Genomic DNA, 20470 nt, shown 5'->3' on the forward strand with positions numbered 1-20470 from the left:
TAAATATATGTAATTTTGCATATATGGATATAAAACCGAAATTTTTGAAATACCGTGAAATGATCCAATATTATTTCATACATTATTCAATAAAAAAACACACGAAGCCCCTTAAGTCTTCATGTGTTTTCATACATGTTATTACATTTGTAATTGAATAAATTATCTTATTCTGTAATATTAAATTTTGAAACCAGTTCCGTTAATTCTTCCACCTTTTCTTTCATTTTGTTAGATTGAATTGATATTTGTTCAATTGATACAGCTTGTGATTGAATTGATTTTACTGTTTGAAGAGTCTCTTTTTTTACATCCGTTGCAGTTTCAGAAACTAGCGAAAGAGAAGCATTTACTTCTTCTGTACCAGCAGACATCTCTTCTGTCGCTGCGGATACTTCTTGAATTTGACTTGTAATCTTATCAATATCTCTCATAATAGACAAGAAGGTTTGATTCGCTTTGTGGGCAGCTTCTTTTCCTTCTACTGCCTTCTGTTGGCCTTTTCGCATGACATTAACTGTATCTTGAGTATCTTGTTGAATGGATTTTATTAAATGATTCACTTCCTTTGCAGATTCTTTAGATTGCTCAGCCAAGTCTCGAACTTCTGCGGCAACCACTGCAAATCCTTTCCCATTCTCTCCAGCACGTGCCGCTTCAATAGCGGCATTTAAGGCAAGAAGATTCGTTTGTTCGGCAATATTAGTAATTGCAGCGAGAGCTGTATCAATCTGTTGTGTACGTGTAACAAGTTTATTTATTACTTTTGATGTTTCCTCGACAACATCATGCACACTATTCATTTGAAGAATAGAGTGATTTATCACTTCACTACCGATATTTATTCGTTCTGTAGTCGTTACTGCTACCTCAGCGACTACTGCTGAAGATTCAGCTACAGTTTGCACCCCTGTTGTAATTTCTTCCATTGAGGATGAGCTCTCCTGAATACTAGTTACCTGTCCTTCTATTTTTGTTTTTACTTCTAAAACAGTCTGTACAACCTCATTTGAAATACTAGACGCTCGATTTGTATCTTGTAATACGCCCTCCGTAGTAGAAATAACCTCTTGTGTTGTCATCTTAACATTCGCAATTAATTGTTGAAGGTTATCTAACATACTATTAAAAGACTGAACAATATGCCCTAATTCATTATTTGCTTTATAAGGAGTACGTGTTGTTAAATCTCCAGCTGCTACTTTTTCCATATCATTTTGTAGTAACACAAGTGGTTTTCGGATAGTTAATTTAATAATATATCCAATTAATATAATTATCAAAATTGCTAAAAGCGAAATACTAACAAACATTATCATTGTATTTTGAGCACTATTATTATTTTCCTTCTGTAAAAGCTCTGCATTATTACTATTATATAAAATTAATTCACGAATTGATTTTATTGATTTTTGCATATTAGGTTCAATCTCTTTTAGGTAATATGCATATGCTTCCTCATTATTAGATTTCCCTAATTCTTGCGCTTTCTTCATTTGAGTTCTTAATTTATTAAATGTTTCATAAAACGTGTTATATAATTCTTTTTCTTTAGTAGAAATAACTTTAGCCTCAAACTGCTTTAAAAGATAATCATTTTCCTGACGAATTCCGTCCATTTCTCTTATTAATTCATTCATTCTTTTTTCATCTTTTGATACCATAATTTCCATAAAGTTCATATTAACATGATAAAAATTAGATTCTACAATACCAATCCACTCAATTGGTAGTAAATTATCCTCATACATATTAGAGGAAGTACTTTTCCCTCTTTCTAATCCCCAAAACCCTATTAGGGATAATACTATACATGCAATACTTGATATAGTTATTAATATGTTTAGTTTTGTACCAACCTTACTGTTTCTTAATAATTCCAATTCACTTTCTCCATTCTAATATATAGTTTAAGTAATGTATTTTATACCAAGAATCCAAAAATTACGATGTTTATTTTGTAATATGCAATTTTGCATATCATCCACTACTGATTCAAAATAACCTAACATTGTAATTTTGGTTTTCCAAAAATTCATGATTATGAACACACCCTATTAATTCTTGAACTTCTCATCCAAAATATCCAAAAATATTGTGGCACTAGGGGAACCCATCATTGATGTATAAATTACACTACCATACAAGACTAGCTTAAAAATATTTTTCTTATTGCTCATTTTTCTATTTCCTCTCTATTAGAAGTACTCCTAGCACATCACACTAATAAAAACGATAGTATTAAAAAATAAGGAAAGACATAACACCTATGTCTTTCCTCTAAAATTGTAACACTCAATATACTCTTAGCTCTATTTGATTTGCCAGTTAAATCCTCACATTTCTTTCTTTATAATATCTCCTAACTCCGTCCAACTTGTAATCCGCGGGATATTGAGATGTTGATTGTAAGAAGTAGTTTTTGCATACACATTTATCGGTTTTCCTATTAACGTTTCTAAGACTGCCGGCTTATCATCAAAGAAATAGTTTAATTTTATTTCTTGTATGAAGTGTATTTTTTCTTCATCCTTCATTCCATAGAAAAAGCGATCTTCATGTACCGGAAAACCTTTTTCTATTAACCATTTTTTTGTTTGCTCTCCATGTTCTTTAGGCCGTGCTGTTATATAGTATATTTCATGTCCCTGTTTTTCTAATTCTTGTAATGTCTCTACTGCATATGGAAACGGTGAACAAGAAGTATAATAAATCTCATCCAGCAAACTATTCCACATATGACTGCCTTCCTCCGAAGTCATGCCAAATGCTTCATGAATTTCAATTGTTTTTAAAGAATGAAATACATCCAATCCTACTTTTTTGTTTAATTTCTTATTATATAAATGAAAAGCATGCTGCCTTAAATCAATTAATGTATCATCGATATCAAATCCAAACTTCACTCTTCATCGCTCCTTTCTGCAATCCATTTATCGGAACATATAAGTAGCTTTTATTCTCCTTATATGTTCCGATATTCTGGATAGCCAATAAATCTATAATCTTTTCCAACCTGGGTAAATGATACATCCTTAAATTCAATTGCATCTTGCATTTTAGTAATACCAGTCCCCTCTACAAAGCTAGGCGCCAATCTGCCCCCAATAATTTTTGGTGCGACATATAATATAAGTTTATCCATCAATTTATTTTCAATAAACGAAGCATTTACCTCTCCCACCACCTTCAACAAGCAGGGAGGAAACTCCTTTTTGCCCTAAAACATCAAGCATTTCATGTAAGTTTATATGCTTTTCTCCGCTAGTAACAAATACTTTAACTCCTGCATTTTCTAATGCTATCTTTTTTTTCGCTGCATGATTACTTGTTGTAAATATCCAGGTAGGAGCTTCTCCATCTGTAACAACATTAGCTTCCATCGGTATGCGTAATGTCGAGTCCAATATTATTCGAATTGGATTTCGTCCATTTGGAATACGTGTTGTCAATGATGGATTATCCTTTTGAACAGTATTCGCTCCTACTAAAATAGCCGCATTTTCGTTTCGTATTTGGTGTACTTCTTGTCTTGCTTCTGTAGATGTAATCCACTTACTATCCGATGAAGACGTAGCGATTTTACCGTCTAATGTAACTCCTGATTTAATCGTTACAAATGGACGCTTTGTCAAAATATATTTATTAAAGACTTCATTCATTTTTTTAGATTCTTCTTCACACACTCCTACAAGTACTTCAATACCTGCATCTTGTAGAATTTTAATTCCACGTCCAGAAACAAGCGGGTTTGGATCAAGTGTAGCAACTACTACCTTCTTAATTCCTGCTTGTACAATTGCTTCAGCACAAGGCCCTGTTCTACCATGATGAGAACAAGGTTCAAGAGTTACATAGATTGTAGCACCACGTACCTGTTCTCCAGCCATACGTATCGCATGTATTTCGGCATGTGGTTCTCCGGCCTTCATATGTGCTCCGACCCCTACAATTCGATTATCATTTACAATTACAGATCCAACCAATGGATTTGGAGTCGTTTGTCCCTTCATAGCCTTGGCATTTTCTAGTGCTAGCTTCATATACAATTCATGCTCAAGCATGTAAGTGTCCCCCTTCAAAATGTCCAGAACGCTGAATCTTCGTTTGCAAATATTTCTCATTAAACTCTGAGATATCACCCCATAACGGTTCACGACTCGTAACATTTAATCCAGCTTTTTGTAACGCTTCTAATTTTTTCGGATTATTTGTAATAAGTTTTACAGGTTTTGAGCGTAGCGCTTTTAATACTTCAATTGTATCATCATAGTTTCGAACATCATCTTCAAAGCCTAGGTTCAGATTAGCTTCTACTGTATCTAACCCATTTTCTTGCAAGAGGTACGTCATTGCTTTACTAAACAAACCAATTCCTCTTCCTTCATGATTCGCTAAGTAAAATAAAGCACCTGAACCATGTTCTGTAATCATTTGTAAAGACTGCTTTAATTGGAATCCACAGTCACAACGTTTACTACCAAAGATATCACCGGTGTGACAAATACTATGCATACGAATTAGGGCATCTTCAGAATTCTCAAAATCACCATATACAAGCACACTAGATTGCTGCATATCAGCTAAATTAATAGATGAGAGTTTTTTGATAATTCCTTCTACACTATTTGTAACCTCACTACATTGTAACCAAGAATACCATTGGAAAATTTTAGTCTCCCCATATAAATTAATTGGCAATTTGATAGGTCCTACTAAATAAATATCCTTTCCATCTTGATGTATAAATTGAATTTTATCTTCTAACATATGAATTGTATCTGTTGTAACCATTAGGTACCTCCTAGTATTGAGAATCTCTAAAAATTCTCTTCCATTGTTATATTTTTTATTGTTTAACTTACACAACGTAAGTGTTTTTACAGATGCTATTCTTTTTTCTCTCAGCTTATATGCAATATGTATCATTACAACTTTGGCCATTTAAAGAAAAGAGTTTTAGTTACATAAAACAACTTAGTTACCTTATGTAAGTGAATATACATTCGTAATTAATTTACGTCAAGTAATTAATTATAAAAACATTTGTTACTAATAGTAAGATGTTATATAATTTGTTTTAGGAGGTGAAGGAAAATGAATGATTCTACATTATGCCCTCGCTTTGAAAAAGGAATGAAATTTTTTAGCCAACGATGGACAGCACTAATTATTTACCAACTTTTTTCTGGATCTCAGCGCTTTTGTACGCTTGAATCTTCTCTTCCTGTTAGCGGAAGATTACTTTCAGAAAGATTGAAAGAATTAGAACTAGAAGGAATTGTCGAACGTAAAGTCTTTCCTGAGACACCAGTTCGTATAGAATATTCTTTAACTCAAAAAGGATTTGCTTTAGAAGCTATTATTCGCGGAATAGAAGAATGGTCACAGGAATGGATAGAACTTGAGGAATAACATAAAAGCTTTTTCGTATATAGTTTTAAGTAATCAAATTACAGATACCTATTATTAAAACGCTAGTTTTTCAAGCATTTATGAAAAGCTAGCGTTTTTTAATGAATAAAATAAAATTTAAGAAATGAAACAAGATGATCAAACCGATCACCTTGTTCCTTTAAAGATTAAAATAGTGATTTTAACAACTTTTATTAATACATACTCGATTAACAGAAATAATAAATAGAATTTTTGTAACTAAACAGTTTTATTTTCGCAATACAGTTAGCTTATCCCGCTATTTGCGGACAGTAAGACCACCACTAATTAAATTTCCATTTTATTGCATTTGAATATTACTTATGAAATTTCACACGCTCTTCAAGTGGTTGGAATTCTTTTTCACCTGGTGCAGCTGTTGGATTACCAAATGGCATTTGTGCAATTAGCTTCCAATTAGCAGGGACATTCCATTCTTGTTTTATCTCATCGTCAATTAATGGATTATAATGTTGTAAAGATGCCCCTAATCCCTCTGCTTCTAAACCTGTCCACACGACTAATTGGTGCATACCTGATGCTTGGTATGACCAAATTGGGAAGTTTTCAGCATATGCAGCAAATTTTTCTTGAAGCGATTTAACGATAGCCTCATCTTCAAAGAATAGTACTGTTCCATAACCAGCTTTAAAAGAATCCATTTTTTGTTGCGTTCCTGAGAAATCTCCATCTCCAACTACTTTTCTTAATGTTTCAGTTGTAATATCCCATAATTTATCATGAGCTTCACCAAATAATACAACTAATCGCGCAGTTTGAGAATTGAAAGCTGATGGAGTATATTTCACAGCAAACTCCACAATTTCTTTAATTTTTTCATCCGATACTTGTACCTCTTTGTTAATTCCATAATAAGTACGTCTTTCTTTCAGTGCAGTATAGAAATCTTTTGTCATAATTCATTTCCTCCTAAGTTTTAATATTCTTCAAAATGATACATTGCGAAGATAATATGAGTTGAAATGAGTTCATTTTTGAACCATTGAACACCATAACACCAATTGCTAGTCATTCTGAATCTAAACCACTGCTTCTTGCTTCAGTTTCCCTAAAAAAACACTTATAGCATCATTGATACAATCTAGTGATCATTCGGTATTATTTTACCCATTCTCTATCCATGTATCCTGCTTGTTTCATATTTACACAAATATGAAAATAACCTTAAATTGCTGGTCAAAAAAGCCAGGTAGCATGAAATAACACATTACCTGGCTTTTTACATTTTCAATTTAAATTCAACTAAACATTACCAATGAATAGTAGTAAAAACTATACCCGTCACTTATTTAATAATTAACATCTCATATGGATGTTGTTCCATAAATCTATTCTCCCAAGGAATCTCTAATGATGTCCAATTTGAACCACCGTCTACTGACTGATACACTCCTTTATTGCTAAACAGATAAAACGTTCCATCACTTGTTGCCTTTAATACTGGTATGATTGTCCCTTTAGGAGTTGGTAAACCTGCATTCATTTCCGCCCAAGGCTGATCTTTTTCTTTCTTATAAATAAATGATTCACAATTTCCATTATTGTAATCATGCGCTACGTGTGGATTTGAAGATGTCGCGATGATAATATTTTCTGGATCATTTGGGTTAACTGCCATTTGATATGCGTAATGATGCTTTAGCCCACTACACATATAGTTCCACGTCTTACCTCCATCATTACTCTCCGCATACTCTTGACCTGGTTCTTTCAAGAATGAATCACCTAACACCCCGTATAAACGATTTGGGGCATTGCGATGTGATGTAAGAATGTGAATATCTTGAGGATAGTTCCCCTCTTTTTCCTCAGTCCATGTCTTACCTCCATCTACACTTTTAATTAATCCCCCAACCTCAATAGTCGTATAAATAGTTTCTGGATTATTAGCATCAATTTCAATATGTTTTACATGGTGTGTATATGTTCTTTGAGGAAAGAACCATGATGAATATGATGGCATTTGTCGATAATCAGTTAGCAGCTCAAAACTGTCTCCTCCATTTTTGGATACGAACATTGCGCTCGGTTCAGTTCCTACATATACAATCCCGTTACCGTCATCCCCCTTCTCTGGAGATACAGAAACTGCTGTAATAGCTCTCATATGAATAGCATTTGCTGGGAACACTTCACCAAAGGAAGGTAACGCACCAATCGCTTCCCATGAACTTCCTCCATCTTTACTTCTCCATAATCCCCTGTCAAAGGTACCACAATACATTCTTTCTGGATCGTATGGATCTGAAGCTAATGCAACCGGATTCGCACCTACAAACTGCGATTGGACGCTCCATGTTGAGTCTTTTTTTTCTGCAATTACAAGTTCTCTATCAAACGCTAATATGAATTTTTCCATTACTAAAATCTCCTCGTTTCATAATATATCTACTGTATTATTTAAATTTTTACCGTTACAAGTTATGAGATAACACTTATATGCTACAGCATATAAAGGATAAATTTTATAAGCAATATGTGATTAAAAACTTACATTATATAATTTGTTAACTTCACATCAGTATGATGAACAAGATGTCCTGTTAACTCATATAAGTCCATATGCCACCTTCAAATAAATCGCAATTTATATGCTATAGCATATATAATATAGAATGCATTATTTTATGTCAAACTTTAATACTGTTAATAAGTTCTTTAGCTCGCCTAAAGTAATTTAAAAGTCATAATATAAACAGAAACATTTTATTGAATAGAAAATAAAAAAAGAGTGCAATTTTTGCACTCTTTTTACTCATTTCTATTAGAAATCAAAGTTATCAGGATCTGGACCAACGCGGTGATTTTGATTTAATGCATCGATTTTTTCCATATCTTCTTTCGTTAATTCAAAGTTAAATACATCTGCATTTGCAATAATGCGGTGCTCTTTCGTTGATTTCGGAATTGTGATTACTCCATTTTGAAGATCCCAACGTAAAATAACTTGAGCTGTTGTTTTACCGTGTTTCTCAGCAATCTCTTGTAATGTTTCGTTATCTAATAATTGACCTTGCATAAGTGGTGACCATGCTTCCATTTGAATACCTTGTTCTTTACAGAAAGCTTGTAATTCTTTTTGTGTTAAACGAGGATGGTATTCTACTTGGTTGATCATCGGCTTAATTTCTGCATCTTTTATTACATCTTGCAGATGGTGAATTTGGAAATTACTTACGCCAATTGCACGTACACGCTTTTCTTTATAAAGTGTTTCTAACGCTCTCCATGTATCTTTATATTTCCCTTCTACAGGCCAGTGAACAAGATATAAATCTAAATAATCTAGCTTTAATTTTTTTAAGCTCTCTTCGTATGCAGCAATCGTTTCTTCATATCCTTGATCTGCGTTCCATACTTTTGAAGTAATAAATAATTCTTCTCTTGAAATACCAGTTGTTTCAATACCGGCACGAATCCCCTCACCTACAGCTGCTTCATTTCCGTAAATTGCAGCTGTATCAATGCTGCGGTATCCTGCTTTAATTGCTGATTTAATCGCTTCTACAAGTTCTGGTCCTTCTTCTACTTTAAATACACCTAAACCAAACCAAGGCATTTCCACACCATTACTTAATACTGTTTTACTTTGTAAGTTTTTCATTTTATTTTCTCTCCTTTTATTTTACTTGATCTCTTTTTTCTAATGTCATGCTCCATGCTGTTAAAATAACAGCACCTACTACCATAATGCCGCCTACCCAAGCTGTATGAATTAACCCTAACGAGTTCGTTACAATACCGCCTAAATAAGCACCAAGAGCAATCCCAGCATTAAACGCCGCAATATTAATTGCCGATGCAACATCGACAGCACTCGGTACAAATCGTTCAGCTAACATTACGACATATACTTGTAACCCTGGAACATTCATAAATGCGAATAGCCCCATTAAAATAATTGTGATTAACCCAGCTACCTTAAATGGTGCCGTAAATGTTAAAACAAATAGTATAATCGCTTGAATAAAGAACATGTAGAATAGCGCTCGAATTGGATTATGATTCGATAATTTTCCGCCAATCACATTCCCTATCGCAATGGCGATTCCATACACTAATAAAATGATAGTAACCGTATTTGCTTTAAATCCTGTTACCTCTTGTAATAACGGAGATAAATACGTAAAAGTTACGAATGTTCCCCCATATCCTAATGCAGTAATAATGAAAACTAGTAACAGTCTTCCGTTCGTAATCAGTTTAAATTGATCGCGGAATGATACAGACGCACCTTTTTTCATATTAGATGGAATGAGAATACTATTTGCAATTAAGGCGATAATTCCAATTACTACAATTGCTAAAAATGATGTTCTCCAGCCAAATTGTTGACCAATAAATGTTCCAATTGGTGCACCTGTAATAGTTGCAACTGTTACACCAGTAAACATAATCGCAATCGCGCTAGCCCGTTTATTTTCTGGGACAAGTGCCGCAGCAATTGTTGAACCAATTGACATAAACACACCATGCGAAAGTGCAGAAATAATTCGCGCAATAAGTAATACAGTGAAGCTTGTTGCTACCGCTGCGATTCCGTTACCAATAATGAAAATAATCATAATCCACATTAATAACGTTTTTCGTGACATATTAGCTGTTAATGACGTTAATACTGGAGCCCCAAACGCTACGCCTAACGCATATAAAGAAACTGTTAAACCAGCCGTTGTAACCGACACATGTAAATCTTCCGAAATAGATGGTAATAAACCGACACTAACAAATTCAGTTGTCCCAATCCCGAACGCACTAATTGCTAACGCTAACAACGCAAATATACTTCTTCGATTCGTCTGAACTTCTGAAGACGATGCTGTATATGAATTCAATTGAGTTTCCCCTCTTCCCTATAATTCCTATCATAATAGTGCGATAAAAAGGCCCTTTTATCTTCTAAAAAACATATTTAATCTCTACAAACGCTATTATGAATGGTTTCATTCTTTTTTTAAAGAACGCACTTTAAAGTACTATAGGTACTTTTTAGTACCGTAAAGCTTGTCTCTCTCTTACATGTACTATTATGAAATATATTCAATACAATGAATAGTACGTACTTTAAAGTGCTGTAGGTACTAAAAAGTAACATAGTTAGTTACCAGTACCGTAAAGCTTGTTTCTCTCTTACATGTGCTATTATGAATGATAATCACCCTAATAAAAAGTACGTACTTTAAAGTACTATAGGTACTAAAAAGTAATATTTATATAACCTAGCTTATTTTGCTCAAAAATTGAAATCTACATTCCATGAAAAAGACTTTCAAATGAAGAAATACACTTTCCCGTAGAGGCAACTTTAGAGAATATTACTTAAACATATAAAGGATCATGTTCATTACCACAGACAAATAATAAAAAGGCAAAAACGAACAGAAATGTGTTCATTTTTGCCTTTTTTATTTAATGATTAAAATGTACGACTTTTGGAAAGGAAATCTGCATTAGCTCCTGTTACACCACTTTGTCCCCAGTTCCCTGGAATCATTTCACGAATAAGAATTAGCACTTTATCCAAAGGTGCATGAGTATATTTAGATGTTACTTGTGTAAGTTCGTTTACCCACTTATCCTTTGTCTCTTGATCAAATGTATTCCATATATCAACCTTAATAATAGCCATTCCATTAACGTTACGACCTAGTGTATCGTAAGACTCTTTTGTCTCCCAATCGGACACCCTACTTTTCACAGCAAAGGTAGCATCACTTGCTACAGCCCCAGCTTTCCCCCAGTTTTCTTTCTCAAGTTCCGTTATCAACACTTGAATTTTGTCAGGGACAATTTTTAATAGTTTTATTGTAAGTTCCGTTACACTATAAATAAATTCCTTCTTTTCTTCTGTTGACATGGTTGGCCAAGTATTTAGCTCGATTAATGGCATAGTATTGCCCCCTAAATTTAATTATCTATTGACTAGTTACAACTATTGGTTCAAATGATTTTTAACTGCTCTTACTACCAATTCGTGATCTTCTTCTGGTGGTAATCCTGAAACTGTTATCATTCCAATAACCCCTACGTTTTTTATCCTGATAGGAAAGCATCCACCAAACGCAGCATATTCCGAAGTATCTAAAAGATATTTTTCATTATATGAAATTCCAGTTATTTCACTTTGTATCTGCATATAATACGAGCTACGATCATGCAGGGAAACGACTCGTTTTTTACGCTCAATCCATTTCGTATTTTCCGCATTTGTCCCTGTCATCTTGAAATGAAATAATTGCACACCATTTTTCGTTATATCAACAGCAATCAATTTCCCCTCTCGCTTTGCTGTTTCAACGATAAATAAACCTAGTTGCAAGGCATCTTCATTTGTAAAAGAGGAAAATTGAAGCGTTTCCTCCTCTTTTAAAATTTGTTTACTTATTTCATTCAAATTTGAAGTGCTCATATTTTTAACCTCCATAATTGTTTTATGCCACACCGACATTTTTTCGAAATTATTAGGCCATATAGTACAACCCTTCAATCAATCTGATTCCAAATAAACTGCTGTAACATCGTTGGTAACTAGTAGTACCGTAAAGCTTGTTTTCTTCTTACTGGTGCTATTATGAATGATATTCAAAGTTATAAAAAGTACGCACTTTAAAGTGCTATAGGTACTTTAAAGTACTATTCTACTTATCCCTATCTTACAGAGACTATTATGAAATATATTTAACATCTTAAAAATGTATGTACTAAAGAATAATATTTTTAATCACTAACTTTTTTGATCAATCGTTATAATCCAATTTCATCAAAATTTTTATCAATTATTACACTATCCAACAATAGGAGGAAACAAAGATGGATGAAAATATATCCAAAAGCTGAAAAGCAGTTGAGTCCCTTGAGGGAATAGTTATAATTCACTACTTATAGAAATAGACATACAAAAACGCCATCCTTTCCTATAATTCTACAGAAAGAATAGCGTATTTTTCAAAAATGAGTTCTTTTATTGAGAAACTTTGATTCTATATCATACATAAAAGGGCAACCAGTGCTAAAACAGCTGGAAGTCCTTGTTTCACAATAATTGATTTATTAGATGTGAAACCTCCGAAAATAGCTGCTATCACCACACAAATCACGAAAAATAATTGGACCATATAACCAATTGGATTGAGTCCAAGTACAAGTCCCCAAATGAGACCAGCCGCTAAAAATCCATTATATAAACCTTGGTTTGCAAACATAATGGCTACGTTTCGATCTCCTTCTAAATGCTTCGGTAATTTGAAAGCACGTTTCGCTACTTTTGAATCAATAAAAAACATTTCAAGGATCATGATAAACAAATGTTCTAATGCTACGATCCCGACTAAAATAGCTGCGATTATTTCCACACTATTCTGCCCCCTACACTCTCTATTCTTTAATATTCTCTACATTTTTTTGCACCTGTAATAGAACATGAATAAGTATTTTGCGTTCTTCTCCACTGATATTTACGAACATTTCCTTCATAAAATGTTCCTTTTCTTTCTTGTCAAAATATTAATTGATATATCAATTATTGATACATCAATTAATATACATCTCTCTTTTTATTTTTGCAAGTTTTTTTGCTCAATTGGTTTTATTTTGTTCCAGCAACTTTAAACCAATTCAAAACATCAGTTCGCATTTCTAGAAATCATAATTACTTTAAGTTCATTCTGACAATCATATTTAACTAAATATATAAAAGAATTGAGTTATATCTCCATCAATTTATAAAAATTAATTTTTTCTAAAAACAGATACTTTACGTTTTTTATAGTAATAAAAATCATTTTTTTGTTTCAGAGGCAATCCATTTTGTTAGCCTGATGGGCATAAGATAGCACCCATATGGAGAACCAATTATCTTTCAAGAAGATGGCTAGAAATCTGGATTTGGTACAAGAGTTGCCTACTTCCCCGATTCAGATGGTACTAATTTAGAGCTAATTGCTCCAAAAGGGCCATTTAGACGTGACTAATAAATTAATACCGAAACAGCCACCTTATCTGAAAGGTGGCTGTTTGTTAATAGATTGAATAAAAAGGACAAACTCTCCAACTTGAGAAGTTTGTCCAAAAATAGATATTTCATATTCCACTACTTTGACACTAAAATCAACAATAGTGAATTAGAATAATGACTTAATACTTGCTAAGACAGTAAGTACACCTACAATAATAACAAATACGTTGCTCATTTTCCCTTTGTATTTAGCTAGTACTGGCACTTTTTGAATCGCATACATCGGTAATAGACATAAGATAGCAGCAACTAAAGGACCGCTTAGAGAATCAATAAGTCCAAGAATACTTGGATTTGTATAAGCAACAAACCAGCATGATAATACAACAAAAGTAAGAATTATTGTCTTAATTGTTTTTTCTTCAATATCTTTTCCACGTGATTTACCAAACTTAATAATCATGTCACGCATTACTTCAAATGCTCCTATATAATGGCCAAGGAAAGACTTTGTAATAGCCACAAAAGCAATAATTGGAGCTGCAATAGTGATTACAGGCGAATTAAGCTCATTAGCAAGATATGAAAGAATTGATAAGTTTTGTTCTTTTGCCATTTTTATATCATCTGGAGTCAAGCTCAATGCGCTACTCCAAACGAAGAACATAACAACAGCGAATGTCATGATATAACAAACCTTTTGTATTTGCGCACATTTAGCATCAGTGGCTTCGATTCCATACGTAGCTCTCTGTTTCACAACAAATGATGAAATCATAGGTGAATGATTAAATGAGAATACGATGATTGGTAGAATCATCAATATCGTCCCAAAATAGCCTGTTCCTGTTGAAGCAGTTGAAACAGCTGAAAAACTAAGCATTGACGTATTCCACTGTGGAATTAAAGATATTGCGATAAACAGTAGAGAAACTATGAAAGGATACACTAACATACTCATTACCTTTACAGTAATATCTTGACCAAAATTCAGTATAGCGATAAGACCAAGAACTAATACAAGTGATAAAATAGCTCTTGGAGGTTCTGGCATGTGCAATTGATGCACGATAAAACTACTTGCAGTGTTTGTAAGCGCAACCGAATACATTAGTACGATTGTATAAATTGAACCGAAATATACGATGTTAAAAATGATACTCGCTTTATTTCCGAAATACTCTCTAATTGTACCTGTGATCCCCTCATCAGCAGAATTAGAAGCGTATATCATTTTAGCAAGTGCCCTATGTGAGTAGTACATAACTGGATATGCAAGCAATGTAATTAGTAGTAAAGATAATAAACCACCTGAACCTGCATTAATCGGTAAAAAGAGCACCCCTGCTCCAATTGCAGTTCCAAATAGACTGAGTGCCCATGTAGTATCCTGCTTATGCCACTTTTTCGGATCTGCATATTGCTCATTTTTTAGTGCGGTATTTTCAGCTTGAACTTCTATTTTCTTTGCAGTATTCCCGTTCATATAATAACTCCCCCTTGTATCTATTCCTGCATCTCTCTTTGCACCTAACAAATATTCCCTTTTTGAAAAATGAATTCCTTACAAGTTGCCCCACATTGTATGTCCTTCATCATAATGAATCCAAATTGAAACATTCGCTAATTAGCGTCCTAATATAATTGTTAGCGTTCACAAAAAAGTTTACTCGTAATATCCGCTCTTTATATAAAGAACCCTTAAGAGAACAATATAGAATAGACTTCATAAATACGTTGCAACATTTCTAATAACAGTGTATTACTTTAATGGTTTCTCTTTTTTACTTTTAACAGTAATTTTAGCTAAACCGGCCTCTCTTCATTTGCGAGGCATTTCTTTCTCAATTCTATACATTACTTTCATAACTTCGGTAGCACTGATGATATTGCTCACACAAGCCACTGAAGCACATTACATACATTTCGCCTCTAATCACACACCTTTCTTACTAATAATCGCATTTTTTATATTTTCTCCAGAGATAATAAAATTTCTCTCGACGCCCTCATTATAACGTGTATATTTATAAAATTAATATTTTTATATTTTCAGAAATATTAAAGAGGAATAATTTTATATGGATAATATTTTACAGTTAGCATGTAGCCATTGTTTTTATCGCTTAAAGCTGAATTAGTTAGTAAAAAAATACAATAATACATTGTTTTTCTAGGTGACTTATTATAAAAATACTTATATCCCCTTTTATCAAAAAATTTTATTTTAAACATAAAAGATATTCTAATAAATAATTAATGTAGGTAAAAAGAAAAAAATCCCAAAATACAAAAACCAAATTTTAGGATATATATTATTAATATTGAATTCATATACAATTTAAAAAGCTACACTGAGCAAAAAACAAAAAAGCTGCCCCATATGGACAGCTCATTTACATAATTATCGTTATCAGGAATACACAAACAAATCACTTCAATATCATCTTAATTGTAGTTTGTTCGGCTCTTCTTCAGGGATATCTCTATATTAGTAATGAATCGTTTTTACATCATTTCCTTTTATGCGAAAAGTAATTGTGTCCCATAAGGCGGATTGTGTGCACCCTCAAAAGTTTAAATTTTAAAATCCCTCATTAACTAGCTCTTTTATCGAGTTTAATTTTGAAGAAAGCTCGATAAACCATTCTTCATCCCCTGTTAATAATGCAAGATCTATAAGATAAAGGATTTGTTCCTTATTTATTACCTTTGATTCAGGGAGTTTGTTAACGTGTTTACTAAAGAGTAAAATCGCTTCGTTTATTGTGTACTGGCCGTCACGTTTCACAATACTAACTGTAACTATATCCTCTACATCATCAAGTGATACAATATAACCAACTATTAATTCACCTTCATTTGATATTCCACGAACCCAATCTCCTACTTTTAAAACATGATTATTATTTGACATCATACCGTTTCACCTTCCTATAAATATTTTTTGTGACGATAAAAAAGATATAAAAACAAATTATACTGTAATATTTTTCATTACATTTAAATGTTAAGAACTCACGGCTATATAATAGTTAAGCCGCTTAACGCTCTTGATTGATAAGGTCAACAACTTCTTTCATTGTATAATTCTTTAAGTATTCACCTAGATGCTCTTCAGCACCTAAGAAAATAGCGAAAAGAACTTTTCGCATATTCGAACCTACAACACACTGATTGTTTGATTCTGGACACTTCGGCTGCAAAGCACCTTCAGAGGTTATCTGATAAATATGCCAAAGATTAATTTCATCTAAATCGCGAGCGAAAATAAAACCGCCACCAGTCCCCTCTTTCGATTGTATAAACTTATGTTTTTTTAACAAACTTAGTACTTTGCGAATGCGTACTGGATGAACACCTGCACTTTCTGAAATAGCATTACTTGTTGACATCCGGTCTGGCTGTAAAGCTAAATAAGTTAAACTGTGTATGGCCAAGGTAAAGTCGCTGTTCATGATTTTCCTCCTACGATTAAAAATATTGTTTCTCATATATTAACATACTGTAGCCATAAATATTACAGATTGGTTAGAACGTTAAAACATGTGGAATGCTTCTTGCCATAAAAAATTAATTCCATTATATTCTATCCCGTCCCACCTATATCTGATAACTTCATTTAGCTTTTTAAGTTAAAAAGAAAATTAAACACTCCACTGTTTCTTCACTTGTTCTTCTGCCAACTGTTCAATTTTTGTCCAAATCGTATCTTTACTCACAATAACATTTGTTTGATAGTTTCTATCTTTATAATTAACTGTAACGCATACTTCTATCACCTTCAGTTTCCTCCTTTCAAAAAATTTCTCTTTCATACTATTACTTATTAATTAGCCAACTTTTGCAGTTCAATGTTTAAAAATGTTCGGACACTACGTGGTAAAAATTTGCGAATTTCTTCTTCGTTAAAACCAATTTGCAATCTTTTTTCGTCCAGCATAATCGGGCGACGCAACATTAGTGGATGCTCAATTATTAATGTATAAAATTCATTTAGCGAGAGCTCATCAATATTTATATTTAAGTCCTGAAAAGTTTTGGATCTAGTTGAAATAATTTCAGTAGCCCCCTCTTCAGTTAAACGAAGAATCGATTTAAGCTCATCAACTGTCATAGAATTTGATACGATGTTTTTTTCAATATAATCAATTTGATGCTCTTCAAGCCATGCTTTCGCTTTTCGGCATGAAGCACAGCTTGCTGTTGTATATAGAATTACCATATTTAACTCACTCCTTTAATGTTATTAAACGTACATTTTAAATATCGCTTATTGAAATGTATTAAAAAAAATTACAGTTTAGAATCAAATTCACATAATGTTAATTATTCAGCAATGTTTCATTTATCTCTATTATTCATGCTACATTTTACAGACGTTAACAACTCACTTTTAAAAATCTTACTGTAATTTTAAACTTTACAGTTCAATTAATCAACTGTTAAGTCTTGGATTAATTTTAATAACACAACAAATTATTCTCATGTAAAATTCCCCATAGCATGATGGCTCCTTCAAAGCACATTTCACGCATTTCTTGCTTACAAGTGCTATTATGGATTATATTCATCCTAATAAAAAGTACGTACTTTAAAGTGTTATAGGTACTAAAAAGTAACATATGCATTTTTAAGTGCCGTTCTGCTTATTTCTCTCTTACATCGGTTATTATGACCGATATTTAGCACAATAAATAGTACGCACTTTAAAGTGTTATAGGTACTAAAAAGAAATAATTTTAGTATTGCAACGGATGTAGGCTCACAACTGTAATCTAAATTCATCAAAGGAGTTTTTTTATGAAGACATACAATATTCCTGTAGAAGCGACTTTAGAAGTTATTGGCGGAAAGTGGAAAGTTGTTATCCTTTGTCATTTAAAAAAAGGAACAAAAAGAACGAGTGAATTAAAACGTTTAATGCCTGGTATTACGCAAAAAATGTTAACGCAACAATTACGGGAACTAGAAGAAGATGGTGTAATCCAAAGGAAAGTATATGACCAAGTACCACCAAAAGTAGAGTATTCTTTAACGGATTACGGTTCGTCTTTAGGAGCTATACTCGATTCCCTCTGTTCCTGGGGAGAAGTTCATCTTGAAAAAACCGGGAACACATCCATGCTGATTACAGCAGATGAATCATAACTGTAGAAGACATAAAATAGGTTGAGACAATGCTTGCCTCAACCTATTTTATGTCTCTTTATAATTTTTTTGCCGTAATGACTGTTTCAAACTCAAAGGTTTCCGGTAGATGATCTGCATAAGAATATTCAAAAGTTCGTCCATCCGTTAAGTAAGCTACTTGCTCAACTCGCATTAGGAAATCCTGATTTGTTAAGTTCATAAACTGCTTTTCCCTATCATCTGGGCGAATCCCTTTAACCCTGACAACAGATGTCCCTACTTCAAGACCAAGTTTATTTTGAATATGTGAGTATATCGACTCCTCTAAAACAGAAGCTTCAACACCTGGGATAACCGAAATTGGCATCCATGTATGCTCCATAATCGTCGGAATGCTGTGAATGATGCGGAGGCGAATGATTTTATAGACGAAATCACCAATTGAAACTCCCAATTTCTCAGCAACTACTTCATCAGCACCTACAATCGCAAACTCGATAATTTTACTTTCTACCTCACTACCGTAAACAGCTTTCGTACCTGTTAAAGTTTGAATCATTCGTGCCTTTTCCTGCTGATGCCAATCTTGTACCACTGTTCCACTTCCGCGCCGACGGATAATGTAGCCGTCTCTTACTAATAGATCCAGCGCTTTTTTAATCGTAAGTGCTGAAACATCGAATTCTTCAGCAAGGACGGAGCTACTCGGAATTTTTTCGTTGATTTTATATTCATCCGTCTAAAATTTGCTGTTTAATCTTTTGATAAATGCCGAGGTATTTTACTTGTGTTGATCCGCTTGCCATTTCCATACCTCCTTTATACTGCAAACTCTCTTCTATTCATTCAAATGTAAAGCCTCAAGTTTGTAAACTGAAGGTGATGGGGCAGCAAATCCGTTTTCCAAGATTTCAATATTCGTTACTGCTTCTTCATCTTTCACAAGTTTTGGTGCACCATTTACAATTGTGTCATACGCTGCATCATAGAAACGACCGTAATCACCAAGCGGCGTTTTAATTTGTTTTTCAATCCAGTCACCATTTGCATTACGATACTTAGCAATTCCATAATACATCGGCGAATCTTCACCAAATCCTGCACTCTCAGGCATAATACCCGCTTTCAAATCATTTTCCTGCTGATCTTCACCGTATTTAATAAAAGAGCCATTTGTTCCATGAACGATAAAGCGTGGATAATCTTTTGCTACGATATGGTTCGTTTTCAGCTTAATCTTCAACTGATTTCCATAATGTAGACCAACATCGAAATAGTTATCAACCGCACCTTCCACTTCATTATTACGAATATCGTATGTCACTGTATTTGGACGGCCGAATAGTGAAATCATGCGGTCCATCGTATGAATACCTAAACTGTAAAATGAACCTTCTTCTTTTGGAGCTTCATGAGTGATTGAACCAGGACGGAAATAATCAATATGTGATTCAATCTCAATAATATCACCAAGGAATCCTTGTTCAACTACTTGCTTTACAGCTAAAAAATCACCATCAAAACGACGGTTTTGATAAGGCATAACGACTACACCTTTCTCTCGTCCTAAAGCTAATAATTCTTTCGCATGTTCTACTGTATCGCAAAATGGTTTTTCAACGATAACTGATTTTCCGGCTAGTATAACTTTTTTTGCTAATTCATAATGCGTATGTGCTGGCGTACAGATCGTCACGACTTGAATTTCTTTGTCATTCAACAATTCGTCCAAATCAGTAGTGAAGTAAACACCTCTTTCCTCATATGGAGCCGCTAATTCTTCATTTATTTGACGTACAAAAATCGTTTTTACTTTTATATTATTACGTGTCTTTAGATAAGGTAGGTGATAACGGTTAGCTGATTTTCCAAATCCAATAAAGCCCATTGTTAATGTCATGTTCTTCAACTTCCTTGCTCATAAAT

18 protein-coding genes and 4 pseudogenes are annotated in these 20470 nt (G+C 33.4%); 3 read left to right on the forward strand and 19 right to left on the reverse strand.

The window, feature by feature from the left end; genetic code table 11:
* Positions 1-167: 167 nt before the first annotated feature.
* From BC_RS16895 to BC_RS16910, 4 genes and pseudogenes are all read right to left on the reverse strand, one after another.
* A complete protein-coding gene (locus tag BC_RS16895; RefSeq protein ID WP_000422016.1) occupies positions 168-1883 on the reverse strand; it encodes a methyl-accepting chemotaxis protein in 1716 nt (571 codons plus the stop codon).
* 453 nt (positions 1884-2336) lie between these two features.
* Positions 2337-2906: a 5' nucleotidase, NT5C type gene (locus tag BC_RS16900; protein WP_000668224.1), complete on the reverse strand. Its 570-nt coding sequence runs from the start codon at positions 2904-2906 to the stop codon at positions 2337-2339.
* A 59-nt stretch (positions 2907-2965) separates the two neighbouring features.
* Positions 2966-4064: pseudogene (ribD, locus tag BC_RS16905) on the reverse strand (bifunctional diaminohydroxyphosphoribosylaminopyrimidine deaminase/5-amino-6-(5-phosphoribosylamino)uracil reductase RibD).
* The gene (locus tag BC_RS16910) at positions 4057-4794 is read right to left on the reverse strand and encodes a GTP cyclohydrolase II (RefSeq protein WP_000258858.1); all 738 of its coding nucleotides are present in this window, start codon (positions 4792-4794) and stop codon (positions 4057-4059) included. Before BC_RS16910 ends, ribD begins: the two are co-directional and overlap by 8 nt.
* Before the next feature lie 303 nt (positions 4795-5097).
* Between BC_RS16910 and BC_RS16915 the strand changes: the two genes are divergently transcribed.
* Positions 5098-5415, forward strand: a complete 318-nt coding sequence (locus BC_RS16915; RefSeq protein ID WP_001000104.1) for a winged helix-turn-helix transcriptional regulator — start codon at positions 5098-5100, stop codon at positions 5413-5415.
* A 338-nt stretch (positions 5416-5753) separates the two neighbouring features.
* Here BC_RS16915 and BC_RS16920 read toward each other — a convergent pair whose 3' ends face one another.
* From BC_RS16920 to BC_RS16950, 7 genes are all read right to left on the reverse strand, one after another.
* The gene (locus BC_RS16920; protein ID WP_000158941.1) at positions 5754-6353 is read right to left on the reverse strand and encodes a nitroreductase family protein; all 600 of its coding nucleotides are present in this window, start codon (positions 6351-6353) and stop codon (positions 5754-5756) included.
* A gap of 389 nt (positions 6354-6742) precedes the next feature.
* On the reverse strand, positions 6743-7816 hold the full coding sequence (locus BC_RS16925; protein WP_000410434.1) for a glycosyl hydrolase: 1074 nt from the start codon (positions 7814-7816) through the stop codon (positions 6743-6745).
* A 405-nt stretch (positions 7817-8221) separates the two neighbouring features.
* Positions 8222-9061: an aldo/keto reductase gene (locus tag BC_RS16930; RefSeq protein ID WP_000793567.1), complete on the reverse strand. Its 840-nt coding sequence runs from the start codon at positions 9059-9061 to the stop codon at positions 8222-8224.
* Positions 9062-9077: 16 nt separating this feature from the next.
* Positions 9078-10292, reverse strand: a complete 1215-nt coding sequence (locus BC_RS16935; RefSeq protein ID WP_001089891.1) for an MFS transporter — start codon at positions 10290-10292, stop codon at positions 9078-9080.
* 581 nt (positions 10293-10873) lie between these two features.
* Entirely contained in the window at positions 10874-11347 is a 474-nt protein-coding gene (locus tag BC_RS16940) for a tautomerase family protein (RefSeq protein WP_001128308.1), read from the reverse strand.
* 42 nt (positions 11348-11389) lie between these two features.
* Positions 11390-11905, reverse strand: a complete 516-nt coding sequence (locus tag BC_RS16945) for a heme-degrading domain-containing protein (RefSeq protein ID WP_002195678.1) — start codon at positions 11903-11905, stop codon at positions 11390-11392.
* Between the two features lie 532 nt (positions 11906-12437).
* Entirely contained in the window at positions 12438-12809 is a 372-nt protein-coding gene (locus tag BC_RS16950; RefSeq protein ID WP_000402472.1) for a DUF1304 domain-containing protein, read from the reverse strand.
* A gap of 483 nt (positions 12810-13292) precedes the next feature.
* Here BC_RS16950 and BC_RS28450 point away from each other — a divergent pair.
* Positions 13293-13427: pseudogene (locus BC_RS28450) on the forward strand (VOC family protein); the annotation flags it as partial.
* A gap of 150 nt (positions 13428-13577) precedes the next feature.
* On the opposite strand, the gene BC_RS16955 reads toward BC_RS28450, so the two are convergent.
* The 6 genes and pseudogenes from BC_RS16955 to spxA all read right to left on the reverse strand — a co-directional run bounded on the left by BC_RS16955 (position 13578) and on the right by spxA (position 17636).
* Complete coding sequence (locus BC_RS16955; RefSeq protein ID WP_001014168.1) at positions 13578-14897, reverse strand: aromatic amino acid transport family protein; 1320 nt, start codon at positions 14895-14897, stop codon at positions 13578-13580.
* A gap of 1005 nt (positions 14898-15902) precedes the next feature.
* Positions 15903-15988, reverse strand: a pseudogene (locus BC_RS28455) (DUF3888 domain-containing protein); the annotation flags it as partial.
* Between the two features lie 7 nt (positions 15989-15995).
* Complete coding sequence (locus BC_RS16960) at positions 15996-16331, reverse strand: IDEAL domain-containing protein (protein ID WP_000987462.1); 336 nt, start codon at positions 16329-16331, stop codon at positions 15996-15998.
* Positions 16332-16455: 124 nt separating this feature from the next.
* Positions 16456-16869 (reverse strand): Rrf2-family transcriptional regulator SaiR, encoded by a 414-nt coding sequence (gene saiR / locus BC_RS16965; protein WP_001083465.1) that lies wholly within the window; start codon positions 16867-16869, stop codon positions 16456-16458.
* A gap of 189 nt (positions 16870-17058) precedes the next feature.
* Positions 17059-17193 (reverse strand): BA3454 family stress response protein, encoded by a 135-nt coding sequence (locus BC_RS16970; RefSeq protein WP_000573516.1) that lies wholly within the window; start codon positions 17191-17193, stop codon positions 17059-17061.
* Positions 17194-17240: 47 nt separating this feature from the next.
* The gene (gene spxA / locus BC_RS16975) at positions 17241-17636 is read right to left on the reverse strand and encodes a transcriptional regulator SpxA (RefSeq protein WP_000236189.1); all 396 of its coding nucleotides are present in this window, start codon (positions 17634-17636) and stop codon (positions 17241-17243) included.
* 578 nt (positions 17637-18214) lie between these two features.
* Between spxA and BC_RS16980 the strand changes: the two genes are divergently transcribed.
* On the forward strand, positions 18215-18562 hold the full coding sequence (locus BC_RS16980) for a winged helix-turn-helix transcriptional regulator (RefSeq protein ID WP_000860832.1): 348 nt from the start codon (positions 18215-18217) through the stop codon (positions 18560-18562).
* Positions 18563-18610: 48 nt separating this feature from the next.
* Here the strand turns inward: BC_RS16980 and BC_RS16985 are convergent.
* Both BC_RS16985 and BC_RS16990 read right to left on the reverse strand, forming a co-directional pair.
* Positions 18611-19350: pseudogene (locus BC_RS16985) on the reverse strand (GntR family transcriptional regulator).
* A 32-nt stretch (positions 19351-19382) separates the two neighbouring features.
* A complete protein-coding gene (locus BC_RS16990) occupies positions 19383-20444 on the reverse strand; it encodes an oxidoreductase (RefSeq protein ID WP_000176601.1) in 1062 nt (353 codons plus the stop codon).
* Positions 20445-20470 lie beyond the last annotated feature (26 nt).

The organism is Bacillus cereus ATCC 14579 (assembly GCF_000007825.1).
Lineage (GTDB): Bacteria > Bacillota > Bacilli > Bacillales > Bacillaceae_G > Bacillus_A > Bacillus_A cereus.